The sequence below is a fragment of the uncultured Sphingomonas sp. genome, assembly GCF_964237335.1.
Taxonomy (GTDB): domain Bacteria; phylum Pseudomonadota; class Alphaproteobacteria; order Sphingomonadales; family Sphingomonadaceae; genus Sphingomonas.
In genome coordinates, this window is the sequence record NZ_CAXSHM010000001.1 from 194,458 (window position 1) to 216,574 (window position 22,117).

Annotated in this window: 19 protein-coding genes and 1 pseudogene; 4 read left to right on the top strand and 16 right to left on the bottom strand. The window is 68.4% G+C overall.

Annotation, left to right across the window (positions count from 1 at the left end; translation table 11 throughout):
* Positions 1-8 precede the first annotated feature (8 nt).
* The 6 genes and pseudogenes from nirD to ACFE65_RS00955 all read right to left on the bottom strand — a co-directional run bounded on the left by nirD (position 9) and on the right by ACFE65_RS00955 (position 7,574).
* The gene (gene nirD, locus ACFE65_RS00930) at positions 9-362 is read right to left on the bottom strand and encodes a nitrite reductase small subunit NirD (RefSeq protein ID WP_375380444.1); all 354 of its coding nucleotides are present in this window, start codon (positions 360-362) and stop codon (positions 9-11) included.
* A complete protein-coding gene (nirB, locus tag ACFE65_RS00935) occupies positions 359-2,842 on the bottom strand; it encodes a nitrite reductase large subunit NirB (protein WP_375380445.1) in 2,484 nt (827 codons plus the stop codon). The genes nirD and nirB overlap by 4 nt, the downstream gene beginning before the upstream one ends.
* Positions 2,842-4,055: pseudogene (locus tag ACFE65_RS00940) on the bottom strand (alginate export family protein). The gene nirB and the pseudogene ACFE65_RS00940 overlap by 1 nt, the downstream one beginning before the upstream one ends.
* Before the next feature lie 56 nt (positions 4,056-4,111).
* Positions 4,112-5,491 (bottom strand): MFS transporter, encoded by a 1,380-nt coding sequence (locus ACFE65_RS00945; protein WP_375380446.1) that lies wholly within the window; start codon positions 5,489-5,491, stop codon positions 4,112-4,114.
* A 272-nt stretch (positions 5,492-5,763) separates the two neighbouring features.
* The gene (locus ACFE65_RS00950) at positions 5,764-6,978 is read right to left on the bottom strand and encodes a CmpA/NrtA family ABC transporter substrate-binding protein (RefSeq protein ID WP_375380535.1); all 1,215 of its coding nucleotides are present in this window, start codon (positions 6,976-6,978) and stop codon (positions 5,764-5,766) included.
* A complete protein-coding gene (locus ACFE65_RS00955; RefSeq protein ID WP_375380536.1) occupies positions 6,978-7,574 on the bottom strand; it encodes an ANTAR domain-containing response regulator in 597 nt (198 codons plus the stop codon). The genes ACFE65_RS00950 and ACFE65_RS00955 overlap by 1 nt, the downstream gene beginning before the upstream one ends.
* Positions 7,575-7,905: 331 nt before the next feature.
* Here ACFE65_RS00955 and ACFE65_RS00960 point away from each other — a divergent pair, with 331 nt between their 5' ends.
* From ACFE65_RS00960 to ACFE65_RS00975, 4 genes are read left to right on the top strand one after another with little or no spacing between them, the layout of a single operon-like run.
* Complete coding sequence (locus ACFE65_RS00960) at positions 7,906-11,502, top strand: hydantoinase B/oxoprolinase family protein (RefSeq protein WP_375380447.1); 3,597 nt, start codon at positions 7,906-7,908, stop codon at positions 11,500-11,502.
* Positions 11,502-12,158, top strand: coding sequence for a DUF969 domain-containing protein (locus ACFE65_RS00965; RefSeq protein WP_375380448.1), 657 nt, complete (start codon positions 11,502-11,504; stop codon positions 12,156-12,158). Before ACFE65_RS00960 ends, ACFE65_RS00965 begins: the two co-directional genes overlap by 1 nt.
* Positions 12,155-13,054 (top strand): 5-oxoproline transporter, DUF979 family subunit, encoded by a 900-nt coding sequence (locus tag ACFE65_RS00970; protein ID WP_375380449.1) that lies wholly within the window; start codon positions 12,155-12,157, stop codon positions 13,052-13,054. Before ACFE65_RS00965 ends, ACFE65_RS00970 begins: the two co-directional genes overlap by 4 nt.
* The gene (locus ACFE65_RS00975) at positions 13,051-13,200 is read left to right on the top strand and encodes a hypothetical protein (protein WP_375380450.1); all 150 of its coding nucleotides are present in this window, start codon (positions 13,051-13,053) and stop codon (positions 13,198-13,200) included. Before ACFE65_RS00970 ends, ACFE65_RS00975 begins: the two co-directional genes overlap by 4 nt.
* 258 nt (positions 13,201-13,458) lie before the next feature.
* Here ACFE65_RS00975 and ACFE65_RS00980 read toward each other — a convergent pair whose 3' ends face one another.
* The 10 genes from ACFE65_RS00980 to rbfA all read right to left on the bottom strand — a co-directional run bounded on the left by ACFE65_RS00980 (position 13,459) and on the right by rbfA (position 22,108).
* Complete coding sequence (locus ACFE65_RS00980; RefSeq protein ID WP_375380451.1) at positions 13,459-14,196, bottom strand: hypothetical protein; 738 nt, start codon at positions 14,194-14,196, stop codon at positions 13,459-13,461.
* A gap of 449 nt (positions 14,197-14,645) precedes the next feature.
* On the bottom strand, positions 14,646-14,963 hold the full coding sequence (locus tag ACFE65_RS00985) for a hypothetical protein (protein ID WP_375380452.1): 318 nt from the start codon (positions 14,961-14,963) through the stop codon (positions 14,646-14,648).
* A gap of 2 nt (positions 14,964-14,965) precedes the next feature.
* Positions 14,966-15,472 (bottom strand): hypothetical protein, encoded by a 507-nt coding sequence (locus ACFE65_RS00990; RefSeq protein ID WP_375380453.1) that lies wholly within the window; start codon positions 15,470-15,472, stop codon positions 14,966-14,968.
* Between the two features lie 406 nt (positions 15,473-15,878).
* Positions 15,879-18,302, bottom strand: a complete 2,424-nt coding sequence (gene pnp, locus ACFE65_RS00995; protein WP_375380454.1) for a polyribonucleotide nucleotidyltransferase — start codon at positions 18,300-18,302, stop codon at positions 15,879-15,881.
* Positions 18,303-18,475: 173 nt separating this feature from the next.
* Positions 18,476-18,745 carry a 30S ribosomal protein S15 gene (rpsO, locus tag ACFE65_RS01000; protein WP_375380455.1) on the bottom strand — a complete coding sequence of 90 codons (270 nt, stop codon included), beginning with the start codon at positions 18,743-18,745 and terminating at the stop codon, positions 18,476-18,478.
* A 21-nt stretch (positions 18,746-18,766) separates the two neighbouring features.
* Positions 18,767-19,792, bottom strand: a complete 1,026-nt coding sequence (gene truB, locus ACFE65_RS01005) for a tRNA pseudouridine(55) synthase TruB (RefSeq protein ID WP_375380456.1) — start codon at positions 19,790-19,792, stop codon at positions 18,767-18,769.
* Entirely contained in the window at positions 19,785-20,462 is a 678-nt protein-coding gene (locus tag ACFE65_RS01010; protein WP_375380457.1) for a site-2 protease family protein, read from the bottom strand. Before ACFE65_RS01010 ends, truB begins: the two co-directional genes overlap by 8 nt.
* A gap of 13 nt (positions 20,463-20,475) precedes the next feature.
* Positions 20,476-21,078 carry a thymidine kinase gene (locus tag ACFE65_RS01015; protein ID WP_375380458.1) on the bottom strand — a complete coding sequence of 201 codons (603 nt, stop codon included), beginning with the start codon at positions 21,076-21,078 and terminating at the stop codon, positions 20,476-20,478.
* A gap of 70 nt (positions 21,079-21,148) precedes the next feature.
* Positions 21,149-21,664 (bottom strand): TIGR02281 family clan AA aspartic protease, encoded by a 516-nt coding sequence (locus ACFE65_RS01020; protein ID WP_375380459.1) that lies wholly within the window; start codon positions 21,662-21,664, stop codon positions 21,149-21,151.
* Between the two features lie 42 nt (positions 21,665-21,706).
* Complete coding sequence (gene rbfA / locus ACFE65_RS01025; protein ID WP_375380460.1) at positions 21,707-22,108, bottom strand: 30S ribosome-binding factor RbfA; 402 nt, start codon at positions 22,106-22,108, stop codon at positions 21,707-21,709.
* Positions 22,109-22,117 lie beyond the last annotated feature (9 nt).

Below are 22,117 nucleotides of genomic sequence, written 5' to 3' on the forward strand. Positions count from 1 at the left end.
CCACCATCTCATGCGGCCCGCGCCAGGCTGGACGCACGGCACAGCAGGATGCGCCCGGCCTCGACGCGGACCGGGATCGTCGGCGTACAGCCCATATCCGCGCCCAGCGCCTCGCCCGTTGTCAGCGCGATCTGCCAGTTGTGCAGCGGGCACGCGACGGCGTGGCCGTGGACGATCCCCTGGCTCAGGCGCCCGCCCTTGTGCGGGCAGCGATCGACGAGCGCGAACGCCTCGTCGTCGCCGGTGCGGAACACCGCGATCTGCTCGCCGCCGGCGACGATCACCGTGCGGCTGCCGCGCGACGGGATCGCATCGAGCGCGCCGATGTCGATCCACTGGCTATCGTCGCAGGGGGCCATCATGCGATCTCCAGCGTCGCCATCGGCGTGAACGCCTGCGCATCCGCACCGGCCGCGCGCGCGGCCCAAGGATCGTCCTGCATGAACTGCTGGGAATGGACGAACCGCGCGGCGAGTGCGGCGCGCTCGTCGGCGTCGGGCAGCAGCCGCGCCTGGATATGGGCCAGCCCGACCCGCTCGATCCACGGCGCGGTCCGCTCCAGGTAGCGCGCCTCCTCGCGGTACATCTGGACGAAGGCGGCGCACATCTCCATCGCCTCCGCCTCGGTCGCGACCTTGCAGAGCAGGTCGGTCACGCGGACCTTGATCCCGCCGTTGCCGCCGACATGCAGCTCGTAGCCTGAATCCACGCAGATGATGCCGAAGTCCTTGATCGTCGATTCGGCGCAGTTGCGGGGACAGCCGCTGACCGCGATCTTGAACTTGTGCGGCATCCACGAACCCCAGGTCATCTGCTCGATCTTGACGCCGAGCCCGGTCGAGTCCTGCGTGCCGAACCGGCACCAGTCGCTTCCCACGCACGTCTTCACGGTGCGCAGCGACTTGCCATAGGCATGGCCGGACACCATGCCGGCGGCGTTCAGGTCCGCCCACACCGCCGGCAGATCCTCCTTCTTGATGCCGAAGATGTCGAGCCGCTGACCGCCCGTCACCTTGACCAGCGGGGCGTTGAACTTCTCGACCACGTCGGCGATCGCGCGCAGCTCGCGCGGGGTGGTCAACCCGCCCCACATGCGCGGAACGACCGAATAGGTGCCGTCCTTCTGGATGTTCGCGTGCATCCGCTCGTTGGTATAGCGGCTCTGCTGATCGTCGACATACTCGCCGGGCAACGCGCAGAGCAGATAGTAGTTGAGCGCGGGGCGGCACGACGAGCAGCCGTCGGGGGTCGACCAGTGCAGTTTCTGCATCACCTCGGGGATCGAGCGCATGGCCTGCGCGACGATCTCGCGCCGCACGTCGTCGTGGCCGAAGCTCGTGCACTTGCACAGCGTCTTCGTCGTGCGCTCGCCCGCATACTCCTCGCCCAAGGTGATCGCGAGCAATGCCTCGACCAGCCCGGTGCACGATCCGCACGAGGCGGATGCCTTGCAGACGCCGCGCACCGCATCGAGCGTCGTCGCGCCCGCGTCGATGCACGAGACGACCTTGCCCTTGCTGACGCCGTTGCAGCCGCAGATCTCGCCTGAGTCCGCCAGTGCCGCAACGGCCGCATTAGGGTCCGTCGCGCCTCCTCCGGAAGCGAAGGTCTGGCCAAAGATCAGCAAGTCGCGGACGGGCGCGATATCCTCGCCCCGCTTCATCAGGTCGAAATACCAGCCACCGTCGGCGGTGTCGCCGTACAGCACCGCGCCGACGACCCGGTCGTTCTTGACCACCACGCGCTTGTAGATGCCGCGCGCCGCATCGCGCAGTACGATATCCTCCGCCCCGTCGCCGCCCGAGAAATCGCCGGCGGAGAACACGTCGATCCCCGACACCTTCAGCTTGGTCGAGGTGACGGAGCCGCGATAGCCGGTATGCGCGTCGACGAGCCCGTCCGCCAGCGCGCGGCACATGTCCCACAACGGCGCGACGAGGCCGTAGACGAGGCCGTCGTGCTCGACGCACTCGCCCACCGCCAGCACGTCGGGATCGGATGTCACCATATGGTCGTCGACCTTGATGCCCCGACCGACGTCGAGCCCGGCGGCGCGGGCCAGCGCGACCGATGGCCGGATGCCGACGGCCATGACGACCAGGCTGGCGGGGATCAGCGTTCCGTCCTTCAGCCGCACGCCCTCGACATGCGTCGTGCCCACCACCTCCGCGGTATCGGCGCTCGTCAGGATCGTCTGGCCGCGCGCCTCCAGCGCGGTCTTGAGCAACCAGCCCGCCGCCTCGTCGAGCTGCCGCTCCATCAGCGTGCCCGGCAGGTGGAGCACCGTCACCTTCATGCCGCGCAGGTTCAACCCGTGCGCCGCCTCCAGCCCCAGCAGCCCGCCGCCGATCACCACCGCATCGCCAGCCCCCGTCTCCCTGGCCCGCTCGGCAGCGCCCAGCATGTGCTCCACGTCCTTCATGTCGCGGAACGAGATGACGCCGGGCAGGTCCTTGCCCGGCACCGGGATGATGAACGGATCGGAGCCGGTGGCGATCAGCAGCTTGTCGTAACCGCTGCGCACGCCGCCGCGCGTGACGACCTCGCGCGCCTCACGGTCGATCGCGATCACCGGGTCGCCGCTGACCAAGGTGATGCCGTGGCGGGCGTACCAGTCGACGCCGTTGATGACGATCTCGTCGAACGTCTTTTCGCCGGCGAGTACCGGCGAGAGCATGATCCGGTTGTAGTTGACCAGCGGCTCCGCGCCGAAGATCGTCACGCGGTAGCGGTCGGGGTCCCGTTCCAGCAGTTCTTCCACCGCGCGGCAGCCGGCCATGCCGTTGCCGACGACGAGGTGCGGGCGCGGGTCGGTCCCGGCTTCGACGGTCGAATGTTCCATCAGATCGTCCAATCCAATTGCAGCCAGAACTTGCGTGTGTTGGTGGCGAACAGGTCGGCCTTGTAATCGGCGAAGCGGATCGAGGCGACGGTACGCTTCGTCACTTTCGCGCTCGCCAGCAGATCGATCTCATTGCCATAGTGACGCACCAGACGATCGCTGTCGAAGCGGTGGTAGATCGCGCTGAACCCTACACCTTTTAGCGGACCGATCGATGGCACGCCATAGCCGACACTGCCATACAGGTCGCGGATGCCGTCGGGTGGCGTTATCAGGAACTTGTTGGCCCAACCCTGGAACTTGAACTGCGTGGCGAGCGGCGTTTGGAACGACGTCAGCGCGACGCCGCTGCTCGCGCCCAGCACTTCGTATCCACCACCGATCTTGGGACCGCCCAAATCGAGCGCCAGATCGCCCAGATAGTAACTGGCGGCATACCGGTTGGGATTGTTGTCGTAGTTGCTCTGCCGCGCAAAGCTCGCCTGGTATGCGAGCTTCACCTGCTTGGAAAAGGCATGCGCACCCGCGAAACGACCGCCATAGCTCTGGCTGGACAGGCGGAACCCCTGCACCGCCGCCTGATCCTCGTCGACCAGATATCCAAGCCGGTGATCGTACCCAGCGCAGTGGCATAGCTGACGTTGCCGAAGACGTAATTGCCGTCGATGTGCGACGGCCGCGCCCCGACGCCGTCGACGCCCCAGATCGTGCGGACGCTCCACGCGTAGGTGACGTCCACCTTCAGGCCCTTGATGGGGGCTATCTGCGCTCGCACCGCGTCGAACGTCTGGCCGTTGTCGCGGAAGTTCACAGCGCCCACGAACCGCTCGTCGTCCAGCGCGATCCGCTGGCGACCGGCGGTGAGCGTGAACGGCGTCGTCTTGTACTGCACCTGCGCGCGATACAGCGCGACGTTCTGCGGGTCGGACACGAGCGGCCGGGTCATGGCGCCGTGCAGGCCATCATAATAATCGGGCACCACCGCCAGCGTGCCCTGAGCCTCGCCGAGCACCGACAGCGGACCGTCAGTCGCCTGCACGCCCGCCCGAACGCGGATGGTGACCGCGTCGGCGTCGGTGGTGGGCAGCGCGTCCTGCTCGACATGCTCGTAGCGGAGCCGCGCGTCGACCAGTGGCTTGATGTCGATCGTCTGGGCTGCTGCGGCGGTGCCGATACAGGCCGAGCCGATCAGGAGGAAGAACACGCGCTTCATCTGCATATCCTCGGCGGCTCGCATAGCCGCCGGCCGTCTGGGCGCCCGCCGTCCGATCATGCGGCCACCGCGCCATTGCCGAAGCGGTCGGACCGCCGCTCCGCCAGTGCGGCATCGAGGAGCGACTGTTCCGAGGTCTTGTGTGCGCTGGAGAAGCGTACCGTCAGCGCGCAGAAGGCGGTCGCGGCGACGATATAGCCCAAGTACACAAGGCACTGTTGCGGCGAGGCCGAGCCCTTGTTGAGGAACCCTGCCAGCACTGCGCCGATGTTGCCGCCGGCGCCGATCACGCCCGCCACGCCGCCCAGCGCCTTGCGATCGACGAACGGCATCATCGCATAGGTCGCGCCGCAGGCCATGTGCGTGAACAGGCCGAAGACCGTCATCGTGACGATCGCAAGCGTCACCCCGGCGGCGTTCCCGAACGCGAGCAGCCCCAAGCCTTCGCCCAGCATGAGCACGAACAGCAGGTTGGCGCGGCCGTCCAGCCCCTTGGACAGCGCGATCCTGTCGCTGAAGATCCCGCCCAGCGCGCGGCCGAACAGGGCGAGGCCGCCGAAGATCCCGGCCGCGAAGCCCGCGCTGGTCAGCGACAGCCCGAAGCGATCGACGTAATAGCTCGCCGCGATCGTGTGGATGAAGATCTCGACGCCGAACGACGCGCCATAGACCGCCGCCAGCATCCAGGTCCGATAATTGCCCGCCGCCTGCAGGAAGATGGCGAGGCCACCCTTCTTGCCGCTGTCGACGGCGATGCCCTGCGCGCGCAGATCGACGATGTCCCCCTTGGGCGTGTCCTGCGTGAAGCGGGCATAGACGAAGGCCATGACGATCATCGCGGCGCCGGGCACGAACATCGCGACGCGCCAGCCGAACGCCTGCTCGACACCGAGACCGACGATCGCGGCGACGATCAGCGGCATCAGGCTCTGCGCCGCGCCACCGCCCGCATTGCCCCAACCCCCGACCGTCGCGTTGGCGGTGCCGACGACGTTGGGCGCGAACATCACGCTGGTGTGGTATTGCGTGATGACGAACGATGCGCCGATCGCGCCGATGCACAGGCGGAAGAACAGGAACGCCTCATAGCTGCGCGAGAACGCCAGCCCGAAGACCGGCAGCGATCCCAGCAGCAGCAGCCAGGTGTACGTCCGGCGCGGTCCGAAACGATCGCACAGCGGGCCGACGATCAGGCGAAAGATCACCGTCACCGCGACGGCGGCGATATTGATGTTCGCGATCTGGTCTTTGCTCAGGCCGAACTCGGTCTTGATGATCGGCATCAGCGGGGCCGCCGCAAACCACGCGAAGAAGCAGACGAAGAACGCCATCCAGGTGATGTGGAACGCGCGCATCTGCGGGGTTGAAAAGCTGAACAGATCGATGCGCGTGGCCTTGGGGCCGGTCGCATTGATGGAAGGGGAAGCGAACAGCATGACGACGCTCCTTTCTGGCGTGGGCGAGCCTGGCCGCTCTCGCGTGAGCGAGCCTGGCGATGAACGGAAAAAGCCGCCCAGACGGCGACCCTGCGGACGCATCTGAGCGGCTTCGTTGCCGGTCGACGGGCAACTGCCCGTCGTCGATGCTCGGCCCCGCCATTGGAGACGACCATCGCTATGTCATAATCGACGTCATTGCCGATCTGCGATGAGGATGTCGCATCAGGTTCCCGCGCACAAGCAAATTATTTCGACATGATGAACGCCGCTCAGGGCAGGTCGGCGAGATACCCCGCGACATCATCCGGATCGAACGATCGCGCATCGAAGAAGCCGTCGCCACCCAGGATCAGTCGCCCCTGCGTCGACCCCGCGCCTAGCGGAGCAACGCCGATCGCACCCTCGAGCTTGGAACTGGCGCCGGGCAGCGGCGCGCCCGTGCCGGCGAGCGCCGCGCGGTACACGTCGGGGCGAAAGACGCCCTGCGCCACCTGTCCCTCGTCCTCCGAATAGTCGCCGCCTTCCCAGCGGACCATCTGCGCGTGCAGCCATGCGGCCTGGCTGCGCCACGGAAAGTTGGCCGCCTCGCGATACTGGAACATGAAATCGGGCACGTGGAGCAGGGGCGCGCCCTGCCGCAGACGGATCCGGTCGGTGATCGCGCGCTGCACGGTATCGACCGGCGCGTCGAGATAGGCAGGGCGGGCGAGGATCGCGGCGCTTTCGTCGCTCGCTCCGTCGGACACGAACCACGCGGCGGCGGCGTGCAGCGCGCGCACCAGCCGCAGGACGACGTCGCCGCGCGCCGCGAGCGTATCCGCGCGCATCGCCAGCACCTTTTCGACGCCGCGCCGCCAGATCTGCGCGGTGACGAGCGCGATCCGCCCCGCGCCGCGATCGACCGCGATGCTGTTCCACGGCTCGCCGACGCAGATGCCGTCGACCTCGCCCGCCGCCAGCGCGTCGCTGGCGAACGGCGGGCTGGTGACGACGAACTCCACGTCGCGGTCCGGCCGGATCCCCGACCCCGCCAGCCAATAGCGCAGCATGTAGCTGTGGCTCGAATAGCGATGGACCACGCCGAACCGCAGCGGCCGCCCCGCCGCCGCCCGCCCGCGCGCCACGTCGCGCAACCGGATGCCGAGCGTCACCGGGTCCGCCAGCGCGTTCGTTCCGTCCAGAACCTCGTCCGCCAGCGGATTGGCCAGCGTCACCGCATTGCCGTTCAGCCCCAGCACGAACGGCACCGCCATCGGCACCGCGGGCCGCCCCCGCCCCAGCGCGGTCGCGATCGCGAGCGGCGCGATCAGATGCGCAGCGTCGGTGTGACCGTACAACAGGCGGTCCCGCACCGTCGCCCAGGTCATGTCGCGGACCAACTCGATCTCCAGCCCCTGCGCCTCGGCAAACCCGCCTTCGCGCGCCAGGATCGGCAGCGCCGCATCGACCAGCGGCAGGAAGCCGATCCGCACCCGATCGAGCATCATGCTCCCTCCCCCAGCAGCCTGTCGCCCAACAGCGCGTCGCTCGTCACGATCGCCTCCGCCACTTCGGCGATGCGGCGGTTGGTGCGCATCGCATGGCCGCGCAGCAGGGCATAGGCGGCGGGCTCGTCGATCGCGCGGCGACGCATCAGGATGATCTTGGCGCGATCGACCGAGGAGCGGTCGGCCAACGCGTCGCGCGCCTCCTTCAGCTCGCCCTGCAGCTTCGCGAACGCCCGGAACCGCTGCACCGCGAGATCGACGACCGGCGCGATCCGGTGGCGCTGCAACCCGTCGACCACATAGGCGGAGACGCCCGCATCGACAGCGGCGGCGGTCGAGGCGGCGCCGCTCTGGTCGATGAACATCGCGATCGGCCGAGCGAGCGCGCGCGAGACGACGAAGAACTCCTCCAGCACGTCACGGCCGGGGTTCTCCAGATTGATGAGGACGACTTCGGGCGCTACCGCCTCGATCTGCGCGACCAGGCCGCCGACCCCCTCGATCAGGACGATATCCTCCAGCCCGGCGTCGCACAGCCCGTCGCAGATCATCGCGGCGCGCGTCCGGCTGGTATCGATGATGGCGATCCGCATCGCGACGACGTTATGACGCACCGCAGCGTGGCGCCAGCGGCATCGCAGTCATCGGGCCATCCAGGCGAAACAATGTGTCGCGGCATTCGCCGAGGGAGGTCCGACAATCGCGGGAAGGCTCGGCCGGATCGTCAGCCGCCGTTTCAAGTCCTCGATTGCCTGTGCTTTGCGCTTCTTCGAGCTGCGCATAGCCGGCGCCTGGGTCCGCGAGACGCGCTTGGCCTTGCCGGAGTGCGGCCGGGAGCAGCGGGACACAGCAGGGGCCAGGAGCGCGTGAGATGGCGGATCGACCTTCATCGACAACCACGGTGGCCGCTGCGATACGCCGCGCATGGATGCACCGGTTGACCGCCCCTCGCCGCTTCGTCGTATCGCGATCGATCGGGGCGGCACGTTCACCGACGTCGTGGCGGAGCGCGCGGATGGCTCGGTCGCCATCGAGAAGCTGCTTTCGGTCGATCCCGGACGTTACGACGACGCCGCGGTCGAGGCGGTGCGGCGGCTGATCGGCACCACCGCAGGTCCGTTTCCGCCGGTCGACGTACGGATCGGCACCACGGTCGCGACCAACGCGCTGCTGGAGCGACGCGGCGAGCGGACGTTGCTGGCGATCACGCGCGGCTTTGGCGATGCGCTCGCGATCGGCTACCAGGACCGGCCAGACATCTTCGCACGCGACATCCGCAAGGCGCCGATGCTTGCCGAGCGCACAGTCGAGATCGACGAACGAGTCGACGTCGACGGGCGGGTGATCCGCGATCTCGACCTGACAGGCGCGGAAGCGGACTTCCGCACGGCGTTCGACGCCGGGCTGCGCAGCATCGCGATCGTGCTGATGCACGGCTGGCGCCACCGGGCGCACGAGGAGGCGCTTGCCGACCTCGCGGCGCGCGTCGGGTTCACCCAGGTCTCGGCCAGCCATCGCGTCTCGCCGCTCGTCCGGCTGGTGGCACGCGGCGACACGACGGCGGCGGACGCCTATCTGTCGCCGGTACTGCGCCGCTACGTCGACGGGCTCGAGGCGGCGTTCGGCGGCGCACCGCTCTTCATGCAGTCGTCGGGCGGGCTCGCCGAGGCACGCACCATCAGCGGCAAGGACGCGCTCCTGTCCGGACCCGCGGGCGGGATCGTCGGAATGGCCGCCGCCGCCGCGGGGGCGGGCGTCGGGCGCGTCATCGGCTTCGACATGGGCGGCACGTCGACCGATGTGTCGCTATGGGCGGGCGGGTTCGAGCGGCGGCAGGAGGCGGTGATCGGCGGCGTGCGCGTGTCGGCGCCGATGCTCCGGATCGACACGGTGGCAGCGGGTGGCGGTTCGATCTGCCGCTTCGACGGCGGGCGGTTCGTGGTTGGCCCCGAGTCGGCGGGCGCCGATCCCGGCCCGGCCTGCTATCGACGCGGCGGGCCGTTGACGGTGACCGACTGCAACCTGCTGCTCGGCAAGATCGTCCCCGGCCACTTTCCAAGGGTCTTCGGGCCGGAGCGTGACCAGCCGCTCGATCCCGACGCCGCGCAGGCGCGGCTCGACGCGATCCTGGGCGAGGTGGCGGCGGCGACCGGCACGCGTCCCGACCCGCTCGCCGTCGCCGAGGGGCTGGTCGCGATCGCCGTCGCAAGCATGGCCAACGCGATCAAGGCGGTGTCGGTGGCGCGCGGCCATGATCCCTCGACCTACGCGTTGATGAGCTTCGGGGGCGCGGGCGGGCAGCACGCCTGCCTCGTCGCCGACGCACTGGGGATGACCGAAGTGCTCGTCCACCCGCTGGCCGGGGTCCTCTCCGCCTGGGGCATCGCGCTCGCCGATCGCCGCGCCGTGCGTCAGCGCACGGTCGACGCACCGCTCGACCGCGATGCCTGGCGCGGCGCTCTCGCGGACCTGGATGCGGAGGTGCGGCAGGATCTCGGTGACGCCGGGGCGGGAGCCGAAGCCGTCGTCGAGGCGACCGCGACGCTCCGCTACGCCCGCACCGACCAGGGCATCGACGTCGACGTCGGCGATCCTGCCGAGATGGCCGCCGCGTTCGCCGCCGCGCACCGCGACCGCTTCGGCTTCGACAGCGACGACGCGCTGGTCGTCGAACGGCTTCAGGTCGAGGCGATCCTTCCCACCGCCCCGCTGACGATACGCGCCGCACCCGGTGGCGGCGCCGCACCCGAGCCGGTCGAGGTCGCGATGGCCGGCGCCCGCCACCGCGCGATGCTCCACCGCCGCGAGGCCCTCGCCGCGGGAGCCGTCGTCGCCGGTCCGGCGCTGATCGTCGACGAGACGTCGACCACGGCGGTGGAGCCGGACTGGTCGGCGGCGGTTCTCGACGACGGCACGCTGCGGCTTACCCGAACGGCGCCCCGCGCCGCGCCCGGGGCTGCCGACGCCTCGGTCGACGCATCGGTCGATCCTGTGCGCCTTGCGATCTTCGCCGGCCTCTTCATGGGGCTGGCCGAGGAGATGGGCTCCGCGCTCCAGCGCAGCGCCGCTTCGGTCAACATCCGCGAGCGGCTGGACTTCTCCTGCGCGATCTTCGACGCTGCCGGCCACCTCGTCGCCAACGCGCCACATATCCCGGTTCACCTGGGCTCGATGGGCGACTGCGTTCGCCACCTGATCGCCAGTCGCTCGGCGGACGGGCGCGGGATGCGGCCGGGCGATGCCTATGCGCTCAACGATCCCTATCGCGGCGGCACCCATCTGCCCGACATCACGGTCGTCCAGCCCGTGTTCGCCGGCGGGGACGTTCCCGCCTTCTACGTCGCCGCGCGTGGCCATCACGCCGACGTGGGCGGCATCAGCCCCGGATCGATGCCCGCCGACAGCCGCAGCATCCACGACGAGGGCGTGATGCTGGAAGACGTGCTGGTCGTGGCCGAGGGGCGACTGCGCGACGCCGAATTGCGCGCGCTGTTCGGGGGCGGGCCGTACCCGGCGCGCAACGTCGATCAGAACATGGCCGACCTCGCCGCGCAACTCGCCGCCTGCCGGCGTGGCGCCGCCGGGCTCGACCGCCTCGTCGGCGAACAGGGGCTGGCGGTCGTCGCCGCCTATATGGAGCACGTTCAGGCGCATGCGGAGACGCTGGCAAGGCGGGTCATCCGCGACCTCGCCGACGGAGCGTTCGCCTATGCCACCGACGACGGCGCGGTGGTTCGCGTTGCGATCGGCGTCGATCACGATGCGGGCGCGCTGACCGTCGACTTTACCGGCACCAGCGAGCAGCGGCCGGGCAACACCAACGCGCCGCTGGCCGTGACCCGCGCGGCGGTCCTCTACACCTTGCGCACGCTGGTGGACGAGGACGTGCCGCTCAACGACGGCTTCCTGCGTCCCGTGACGCTGATCGTGCCCGAAGGATCGATGCTCAACCCGCGCTTCCCCGCCGCGGTCGTCGCAGGCAATGTGGAGACCAGCCAGGTCGTCACCGATGCGCTGATGGGAGCTCTGGGCACGATGGCGGCAAGCCAGGGAACGATGAACAACTTCACCTTCGGCGACGACGCGCGCCAATATTACGAGACGATCGCCGGCGGCGCGGGCGCAGGCCCGGGTTTCGCGGGCGCGAGCGCGGTGCAGACGCACATGACCAACAGCCGCCTGACCGACCCCGAGGTGCTCGAGACGCGCTTTCCGGTCCTGCTCGAGGAGTTCTCGATCCGGCGCGGCTCGGGGGGCGCGGGCGCGTGGACCGGCGGCGACGGCGCGATCCGCCGCCTGCGCTTCCTCCAGCCGATGCGCGCCAACACCCTGTCGAACCACCGTGCGGTCGCGCCCTTCGGTCTCGCGGGTGGCGACGACGGTGCGGTGGGTGCGAACCGCGTCGAGCGAGCCGATGGCCGCGTCGAGATGCTCGGCGCGGTCGCGTCGGCCGACATGATGCCGGGCGACGTCTTCGTGATCGAGACGCCAGGTGGCGGCGGCTACGGCAGCGCGCGCTGATGCTCGTCCTTTCGGGCATCGCGGTGATCGCGCTTGGCTTCCTGCTGCGCTTCAATCCGCTGCTCGTCATCCTGGTCGCGGCGCTTGTCACCGGCCTTGCCGCCGGACTCGATCCGCTGGTCGTGCTCGCGCGGTTCGGACACGCGTTCAACGAGACGCGCTACGTCACCGCCATTTACATGGTGCTGCCCGTCATCGGTCTGCTGGAACGCGGAGGGTTGCAGGCGCGCGCACGGTCGCTCGTCTTGGGGCTGAACGGGTTGACCGTCGGCCGGCTGCTCGCCGGTTACCTGCTCTTGCGCCAACTCTCCGCGGCGCTCGGCCTGACGGCGGTGGCCGGTCACCCGCAGACCGTCCGCCCCCTACTCGCCCCGATGGCGGAGGCTGCGGCGGAGCGGCAGGACGGCGTCGACGCCGAGGAGATCCGCGCGCTTGCCGCCGCGACCGACAACATCGGCTTCTTCTTCGGCGAGGACATCTTCATCGCGATCGGATCGATCCTGCTGATGAAGGGCGTGCTCGACGGCTATGGGATCCGCATCGAGCCATCTCACCTGTCGATATGGGCGATCCCGACCGCGATCGCTGCCTTCCTGATCCATGGTACCCGGCTCTGGCTGCTGGACCGCCGGCTCGAGCGGCGGCGGAAGCCGTGATCGGGCTGGGCTTCGTCTACCTCGTCGCAGGGACCTTCTTCGCCGCCTGCGCGCTGCTCGGAGCCGTTGATCGGCGCTGGGTCAACGCGCTCTTCCATACGCTGCTCGCCACCTCGTTCTTCGCAGGGGACCGGATCGGCGACCTCGGCAACGGCGTCCTCGTGCTCGCGCTCGTCGGCACCGCCACCTCCGGCAGGATGCGTCGGGGCGAGCCGGCCGAGCAGACCGTGCCGGCCGGACCGCTTCTCGCCCTCGCGCTCGTCGTCCCCGCCGCGGCGCTCGGCGGCACCCTCCTCTTCAAGCAGCTGCCCGCGCTGGTCGATCCGGGACAGGCGACGCTCGTCGCGCTGGCCGCAGGCGCACTGCTCGCGCTCGCGCTCTGCCACTTCGTCCTTCGTCCTCCACCCCTTGCGGGGCTCCGCGCGGGACGCCGGCTGCTCGACGAGGTCGGCTGGGCCGCGATCATGCCGCAGCTCCTAGCCAGCCTCGGCGCGGTGTTCGCGCTGGCGGGCGTCGGCAAGGTCGTCGGCGAGCTGATGGGCACGGCGATCCCCGTTGACAGTGTGCTCGGCGCGACGATCGCCTATGGTCTCGGCATGGCGCTGTTCACGATCGTCATGGGCAATGCGTTCGCCGCCTTCCCGGTGATGATGGCGGCAGTCGGCATTCCGGTGCTCGTCCACCGGCACGGCGGCGACCCCGCGCCGGTTGCGGCACTCGGGATGCTCGCGGGATATTGCGGCACGCTGCTCACGCCGATGGCGGCGAACTACAACATCGTCCCTGCCGCGCTGCTCGACCTGCGTGATCGCTACGGCGTCATCCGCGCGCAGGTAGCGACGGCGCTGCCGCTCCTCCTCTTCAACATCCTGCTGCTCTGGTGGGCGGTACGATGACGACGATCACTCCGGCGCAGCGCCACCCGATCTTCCGCGGCGATGCAATCGGCAAAGCTGCGTCCGTCGAGGATCGTCAGCCGCCGCGCGACCGCGCATGCCATGACGCCAGCCGGAAACGCCACGAGCGGCTCGGCATGGCATAGCAGGTCCGGCGCATGCAGGGATGTAGGAGCTACGGTCGCGACAGCGTCGCGAGCTGTTTCCTGCGCCTCTGTTTCCTGGAGCGCGCGTGCGAGGCGCAGGTCCATATGCTCAGCGCCTACTCCTATCCTCCCCCGCAAGGGGGAGGTGGCCGGCGTAAGCCGGACGGAGGGGGAGGAAGCCCAGACGTTTGTGAGTCCTCCCCCTCCGTCGCCTTCGGCGCCACCTCCCCCTGGCGGGGGAGGATAACTAATATCGACCTACCCCTCCCCCTTCATTCGCCGCTCGCACGCCTGCGCCCGCTCGAAGATCGCCACCTTGCGCAGCACGAGCTTCCGCACCTCGTCCATCGTCGGCTCCTTCGCGACGCGCCCGGGCGGGTTCCCGATCCCGCACACGCGCGGCCGGTGGAGCCAGAGCATCTGGATCGCCTGATCGACGCTGATCGGCCCCAGGGCGACATCGGGCACGAAGCAGGTGTCGCCCAGCATCGCGCCCGCCGACGCGACGAGCGCGATCGACAGTCGGTCGTAGCCGTCCTCGATCGCCACGTCCCAGGCGCGCGCGAACTCCACCCAGCGCTTGCGGTGGCCATAGGCCGATTGCTGCGTGAGCCCGACCTCCTTGCACGCCGCCTTCACGTTGCAGGTCTCGCGCAGCGCGGCCAGGAAATGCGCCTCGACCCGCGGCGTCCACTGCTTCAGCCGTGCCCGCGCCACCTGCGTCCAGCGCCCCCGCGAGCCCCGGACCGCCAGTTCCTCGCCGTCCTGATCGCGCCAGCGGAGCGCCGGCTTCACGGTGGCGGCCTCGTCCAGCCGCGCCTTGGCCGCCAGCACCGCCGCTTCCATTTCGGCCCGGAACGCAGGGTCGGTCGACTGATGAAGGGACACCCACGACCGCGACACCTTCGCCCGCTCCGCCGCCAGCGTCTGGTTCCCCGTCGCCGCGAGCGCGGCAAAGAACGCCCGCCGCCGCGCCGCACTCGTCTTCGCCGACATGGATTCGCTCCCCTTATCGTTCCTGGGATGTTCCAGTACTTCGACCGAGTGCGTGTAGGACAGGCTTAAGAGCGGTCGGATCGAACGCGTCCGGTCTCGATCGTTCGATCGACCAGCGCACGACCCCGAAACACGCCATCCGAACCGTCGGCCGCGTTCCTAAGTTTTCCATGTCCGATCGGTCGTTTCGGGAAAGCGCAATCGGGAACAGGTTTTGAGAAGGCGTCCCTTTCCGTGACGCTCAGCCCTATTGCAGGATCAGGCAGCTTGGGACGCCCGCGCTGCGTGATCCTGCAATTCCCGGTTCTCGATCGCTTTCGATACAGGCGGGGCTGGGGACGCGTAGGGCCTTTTTCAACAGCTCCCGGGGTTTGTTCAAGGCTCACGTAAGGCCCGAGCGGCCTTATGTAGGGTTTCTGTTCCGTTGCTACTCAGACCCTGGCTCCGGCTTAAGGTAAGTCCCAGACCTTGCGGCCAGCATTCGCAAAAGTCGGAAAAGAAATAGCGGACTTGCCTGTAAGCGCTTTGACGGCAACCGTTGTTTGGTCTCCGGCACCGTCGGCGATTGCCTGATCCATGCTCGCGAGACGCTGCGATTGTGGCTCGGGCATACCGGCGTCGTGGTAGCGGTCTGCCAGCGCTTCCTTGGTCAACCGGTGATGCAGGATCTTCCGGCCGCAAACGGCGCTGATCACTTCAGCGACCTGGTCGTAGGTAATTGGGTCATCGCTTGTCAGAATGAAATCGCTGTTCAGCGCGGTGGGCATCGTCAGTGCCGCGAAAGCCGATGCGGCCACGTCGTCGGCGCTGACGAACGCAACACGGCCTTCTCCCGTAGCGGAGTATATCGCGTTCTCGTCGCGGATAATGTTGCGAACGGACCTTCGCTGAAGTTCTGCATCATCCAGTTGGGGCGGAGGACGGCCCAATCAGTCGAATGCTGGCTTAGCCACCCGTGCACCTGCCCAAGCCCTGGCGCTCCGAGAGGAAGGGGCGCGGCGCTTTGCAGCACCAAACGTTGGACATCTTTCGACAGCGCCAAGCGTATGAGGTCGAGCATTAGCGCAGACGGATCACTTATTATTGGGGGCGCGATCAGGTAGATCGAGCTAACACCGTCGAGCACGGCGCTCCAGGTGTCCCGGTTGGTCCAGTCGAATGGAGGGTCGGAGTTACGCGATGAAGCGCGATAACCGACGCCTTCCATGCGTAAACGAGCAGCCAAGCGCCGACCGACCTTGCCTGTGGCACCCGTGACTAGAACCAGATCGCTCATCCGCTATCCTCATTCTTCTCTTCAAGGAGAAATAACGCTGGCACGAGTGTTCAGGTTTCCGCCGTGGACGGTTGCACGCAATGCGAGCCGACGACGCCGTTGGCGAGTAGAAGCGTTCGATTGCAAGCAGACTGCGTATTAGTGTGAGCACGTCGGCGCGGCCGTTGTCAGCGGATTCGAGCAGGGAGCTCTCGGGGATGAGAGCTGAGCAAAAGACGGCGGTGTTCCCGCCTTCCCGAAAAACCATCCTTTTCGAGAACGCCTCGACTCTGTGCGGCGGCAGCTCTCATCACTGGCCCCTGAAAGCTGGCCGACCGCTCAAGATCACTTTGAGACCTCCGCACAGAAAAAGGGCCCGGCAGTCGCCTGCCGAGCCCTTCTTCGTTTGCGCTAAAGCAGCCGTCGCTCAGTCGCGATCGCCCGTCAGGAACGCCGGGGCGAACTCGGGTGCCGGGGCGTCGGCGCTGCCTTCGCGGCGCGGGCCACGATCGCCACCACGCTCACCGCCGCCGTCACGACGCGGGCCTCGGCCGCCGTCGCCGTCACGCCGGGGCCCCCCACCATCACGGCGGGGACCACGATCGCCGCCGCCTTCGCCGCGCGGGCCACGATCGCCACCACGATCACCGCCGCCGCCGTCACGACGCGGACCGCGCGGGCCGCGGTCGCCGCCGCCACCTTCGCCCCGATCGCTCCTGGGCTCGCGTGCCGGGCGGGTATCCTCCAGCTCGGCGCCGGTCTCCTGATCGACGACGCGCATCGACAGGCGCACCTTGCCGCGCGGATCGATCTCGAGGACCTTCACCTTCACGGCCTGGCCCTCGGAGACAACGTCCGACACCTTCTCGACGCGCTCGTTGCGCATCTCGGAGACGTGGACGAGCCCGTCCTTGCCGCCCATGAAGTTCACGAACGCGCCGAAATCGACCAGGTTGACGACCTTGCCGTCATAGACCTTGCCGACCTCGGCCTCCTCGACCAGCCCCTTGATCCACGCGATCGCCGCATCGATCTGCGCGGGGTCGGAGGACGAGACCTTGATGACGCCCTCGTCGTCAATGTCGACCTTGGCGCCTGTCGTGGCGACGATCTCGCGGATCACCTTGCCGCCCGTGCCGATCACTTCGCGGATCTTCGACTTGTCGATCGTGAAGCTCTCGATCCGCGGCGCGTGCGCCGACAGCTCGGTGCGGGTCTCGCCCAGCGCCTTGGCCATCTCGCCCAAGATATGCGCGCGGCCCTCGTTGGCCTGTGCCAGCGCGACCTTCATGATCTCCTCGGTGATGCCGGCGATCTTGATGTCCATCTGAAGGCTGGTGATGCCCTCCGACGTGCCGGCGACCTTGAAGTCCATGTCGCCCAGGTGATCCTCGTCGCCCAAGATGTCGCTGAGCACGGCGAACTTGTCGCCTTCCAGGATCAGCCCCATCGCGATGCCGCTGACCGGCCGCTTGATCGGCACGCCCGCGTCCATCAGGCTCAGCGAGCCGCCGCAGACGGTCGCCATCGACGACGAGCCGTTGCTTTCCGTGATGTCGGACGTGACGCGGATCGTGTAGGGGAACTCCTCCTTCGTCGGCAGCACCGCATGGAGCGCGCGCCAGGCGAGCTTGCCGTGGCCGATGTCGCGGCGGCTGGGCGCCCCGAAGCGGCCGACCTCACCGACCGAGTATGGCGGGAAGTTGTAGTGCAGCATGAAGTGCTGGTAATTCAGCCCGTTCAGCCCGTCGATCATCTGCTCGGCGTCGCGCGTGCCGAGCGTCGTGGTGGCGATCGTCTGCGTCTCGCCGCGGGTGAACAGCGCCGATCCGTGCGCGCGCGGCAGGAAATGCACCATCGCGTCGATCGGGCGCACCGTCCTGGTGTCGCGGCCGTCGATGCGGACGCCGTCGTTCAGGATCTGGCCGCGGACGATCTCCGCCTCGACCTTCTTCACCAGCTTGAGCGTGCCGAGATACTCGGCCGGGTTGGCGTGCTTCAGGTCCTCGAACGCCTCGCGCGCCTTGGTGCGGGCGGCGCCGATCGCGGTCTGGCGCGCCTGCTTGTCGGTCAGCTTGTAGGCGGCGGCCATGTCGGCGCCGATCAGCTCCTTGAGCTTGGTCTTGTTGGCGGCGAGGTCGGCGCCGGCCTTCAGCTCCCACGGCTCCTTGGCGGCCTGCTCGGCGAGCTTGATGATCGCGTTGATCACGTCCTGCGATGCCTTGTGCGCGAACATGACCGCGCCGAGCATCACGTCCTCGGACAGCTCCTTGGCTTCCGACTCGACCATCATGACCGCGTCGTGGGTGGCGGCGACGATCAGGTCGAGCTCGCCCTCCTTCACCTGCACGTCCGACGGGTTGAGCTGATACTCGCCGTCCTTGTAGCCGACCCGCGCGGCGCCGATCGGGCCCATGAACGGCACACCCGACAGCGTCATCGCCGCCGACGCCGCGATCATCGCCAGCAGATCAGGCTCGTTCTCGCCGTCGTAGCTCATGACCTGAGCTATGCAGTTGATTTCGTTATAAAACCCATCCGGAAAGAGCGGCCGGAGCGGGCGATCGATCAGGCGGCTGACGAGCGTCTCGCGCTCGGTCGCGCCGCGCTCGCGCTTGAAGAAGCCGCCGGGGATGCGGCCGCTGGAGGAGAACTTCTCCTGGTAATGGACGGTGAGCGGGAAGAAGTCCTGCCCCTCCTTTACCGTCTTGGCGGCGGTAACGGCGCACAGCACGACCGTCTCGCCGAGCGTCGCGAGCACCGCGCCGTCGGCCTGGCGGGCAACCCGGCCCGTCTCGAGCGTCAGGGTCTGGTTGCCCCACGCGATGCTGACCTTCTTGGTATCGAACATTAGATTTCCTTCACACCCGGCGCGCCAATCGCGGCGGGGGCCTTCGATGCGAACCCTTCGTGGGCTCTTCGTTCCACATCCCGTTCAGGCGAACGGAATGAGGGTGGGTGCGAGACGCCGGATTGCGCCCCGTCCCGGATGCGACAAGGGCGACCCGAAAGCCGCCCTTGGTATTACTTGCGGAGCCCGAGCTTCGCGATGAGATCGAGGTAACGCTGGCCTTCCGTCTTGCGAAGGTAATCCAGCAGCGAGCGGCGCTTGTTGACCATCATCAGCAGCCCGCGGCGCGAATGATTGTCCTTGGCGTGGCCTTTGAAATGATCGGTCAGGTTGCGGATGCGCTCCGTCAGGATCGCGACCTGCACCTCGGGGGAGCCGGTATCGCCTTCGACGCGGCCATGTTCCTTGATGAGTTCGCCCTTGCGCTCGGCAGTGATCGTCATTCGTTCGTCCTCGACATCGCGTTACAGGTTGAAGCCCCGCACGACGCGAACCTCTCCGCCGGAACACTCGACCAGCGCCACGGGGACGTCGTCGAGCGTGGCAAGGGTCGCACCATCGGCGGCGCCGGTCCCGATCAGAACGCGCCCCTGGCGGAGCGCCCCTGCCTGTTCGGGGGCGAGGGGAAGAGCCGGGATGTCGTCCAGCCCCGCCCTCAACGGCAGGAGTGACTGTTCAAGGGTGCGCGCCTGCCCGAGTTCCGCCAACCTGTCCAGCGATATCGCTTGGGACAGGTCGAACGGCCCGGCTCTGGTGCGGCGCAGATAGGTGACGTGCCCGACGGTGCCGAGCGCGAGCGCGATGTCGCGGGCAAGGCTGCGGATGTAGGTGCCTTTGGACACATGGGCGGTGAGGGTCAATTGATCCTCTCCGAGCTCGTCTCGGGGAGGGGGACCATCGGCGCAGCCGATGGTGGAGGGGCACCTCGTCAGCGACCCGTCCAGTCTGGCCCCTCCGCCCTTCGCTGTCGGCGAGCGGTCCCCCTCCCCGAGCAAGCTCGGGGAGGATCGGAGGAGCGAATGAACCGTCACGCGCCGGCTCGCCAACGTCACCGCCTCACCCGCCCGCGCGAGATCGTACGCCCGCTCGCCATCCACCTTCAGCGCGGAGAACGCCGGCGGCACCTGGTCGACGGGACCGGTGAAGCGCGGCAGCACGGCTTTCACCTCAGCCAGCAACGGCCGGACGTCGCTCGTCGCGATCACCTGTCCTTCCAGGTCCAGCGTGTCGGTTTGCGTTCCGAACGCGATCGTGAACTCATAGACCTTGTCGCCGTCCAGCAACCGCCCCGCGAGCTTCGTCGCTTCGCCCAGCGCGATCGGCAGAACGCCCGATGCCAACGGATCGAGCGTGCCGCCATGGCCGACCTTCACCTTGGCATAGCCGCCTTCCCGCAGCGTGCGCTTGACCGCGCTCACGCCTTGGGTCGAGCCGAGGCCCGACGGCTTGTCGAGCACCAGCCAGCCGTTCAGCGCCGGCCCGTCATGCAACCGCGTGCGCCACCGCGAAGAACCGCCCCGCGAGCCACTGCGCCGGCGGCAGCACGACCCGCGCGACGATGTTGGCGTTCGGAGCGACCATCGGCAGCACGACCACCAGCACGATGACGAGCGCGAACCCGAGGCCCCGCAGCCGCTCGTAGCGCACCGCCAGCGGCCGCGGCAGAAGCCCCTCCAGCACATGGCTGCCGTCGAACGGCGGGATCGGCAGCAGGTTGAACAGCGCCAGGAAGACGTTGACCAGGATGAACTCGATCAGCATCTGCCCGACGAAGCCGTTCGCGATCGTCGGTCCGCCGGACCCGGCGAGCGCGCCCAGCAGCACGGACGCCACCAGTGCCAGCGCCAGGTTCATCCCCGGCCCCGCGAGCGCGACGAGCATCATCCCCGTCCGCGGCTCGCGCAGCCGACGCGCGTCGACGGGCACGGGCTTGGCCCATCCGAACACCGGCGCGCCCGCGAGCGCCAGCCCGAGAGGCACCACGATCGTCCCCACCGGATCGACATGGCGCAGCGGATTGAAGCTCAACCGCCGCTGCTCATGTGCGGTCGGATCGCCGAGCGCGCGCGCCGCCCAGCCGTGCGCCACCTCGTGGAAGACGATCGCGATCACGAGCGGCACGATCGCCACCGCCGCGCGGTAGATCAGATTGTTGTCCATCGTCCGGATATAGTCAGCCGAGCGCCTCGGCGAAATGGCGGCGGCCCATCACTTCGGAGAAGTGCCTCCGGCACAGCGCGACGTAGCGATCGTTGCCGCCGATGTCGGTCTGCGCGCCTTCGGCGATCGGCCCGCCGTCCGCGTCGACGCGCAGGTTCATGCTCGCCTTCCGCCCGCAGCCGCAGACCGACTTGATCTCCACCAGCTCGTCGGCGAGCGCGAGCAGCCGGCCCGAGCCCTCGAACAACGCGCCGCGAAAGTCGGTGCGCAGGCCATAGGCGAGCACCGGCACGTCGAGCACGTCGCAGGTCCGGGCAAGCCCGGCGACCTGCGCGTGCGTCAGGAACTGCGCCTCGTCCACCATCACGCACGCGATGGGGCCCGCGGCCAGCTCACGCTCGATGCAGCCCAGGATGTCGGTGTCCGCGTCGAACGGCGTCGCCGGCGCGGTCAGGCCGATGCGCGAGGCGATCGTGCCCGCCGCGAACCGATCGTCCACCGCGGCGGTGAACAGCAGCGTCCGCATACCCCGCTCGCGATAGTTGAAGTCCGCCTGGAGCAGGTTGGTCGATTTGCCCGCGTTCATCGACGCATAGTAGAAGTACAGCTTGGCCATCGCGCAAGGGTCCGCTTCGTGGCGCTGCCGACACCCGCATCGGGTCGCCCCGACGAACCCCGAACCGACGTCAGCGCTTGGTCAACGTCATCTGCTCGCCCTCGATCGACACCTTGTCGAGCCGCCCGAGGAAGCTCTGGCCGAGCAAGGCGATCTCGTTGGGAGAGTCGATCACGACCGCCTGTACGTCGAGCATCTGGATATCGCCGATGCGCAGTCGGGGCAAGGTCACCAGCGCGCCCTGCGCCGTCCCCGATGCGGTACCCATTCGCTGATCGAAGGTCAGGTGGTCGACGTCGACGCCAACCGCGCGCGCCTGTTCACGGCTCAACGACACGGTGCTCGCGCCCGTATCGACCAGAAAGCGGACCGGTGTGCCAGCGACGTCGCCGTTGACAAAATAATGTCCCTGCCAGCCCGCCGGAAGGACGAGCGTTCCGCCGGTCGCGTGCGGCGTCTGCCAGCTCCCGGTGGTGGCACCGAGCACGGTCGCCCCGAGCGGCGCCGGCGCGGGACGCCTGCCGCCGCCCAGCGCCCAACCGGTCCAGACCGCGATCGCCATCGCTGCTATCACAAAAGACCGCATCGTTCCTCCGCCCGCACTGCCGCAGCGATAGGCGCGATCCCGTTAAGAGGAGGTGTCTTGCTCGCTGCCAAGGTCCTGCGCAACCTGCGGCGCGCGCAACAGCGCGTCGACATGCGCGCCTTCGTCGAAGCTCTCGTCGGCCAGGAACTTGAGCTTCGCTGCATATTTCATCTGCACGCGATGCGCGACCTCGCGTTGCAGGTACGCGGTGTTGGTGCGCAGCGCCTTCAGCACCGCCTCCTCGTCCTGCCCCAGCAACGGCTTCACGAACACGGTCGCGTGACGCAGGTCGGGCGACATGCGCACCTCCGTCACCGACACGAGATGCTTGGCGAGCGTGTCGTCATGCACATCGCCGCGCGCGAGGATTTCGGACAGCGCATGCCGCATCTGCTCGCCCACGCGGAGCAGGCGGACGGAGCGTTCCTGGGGGTCCTTGTTCATTGCTCCCCC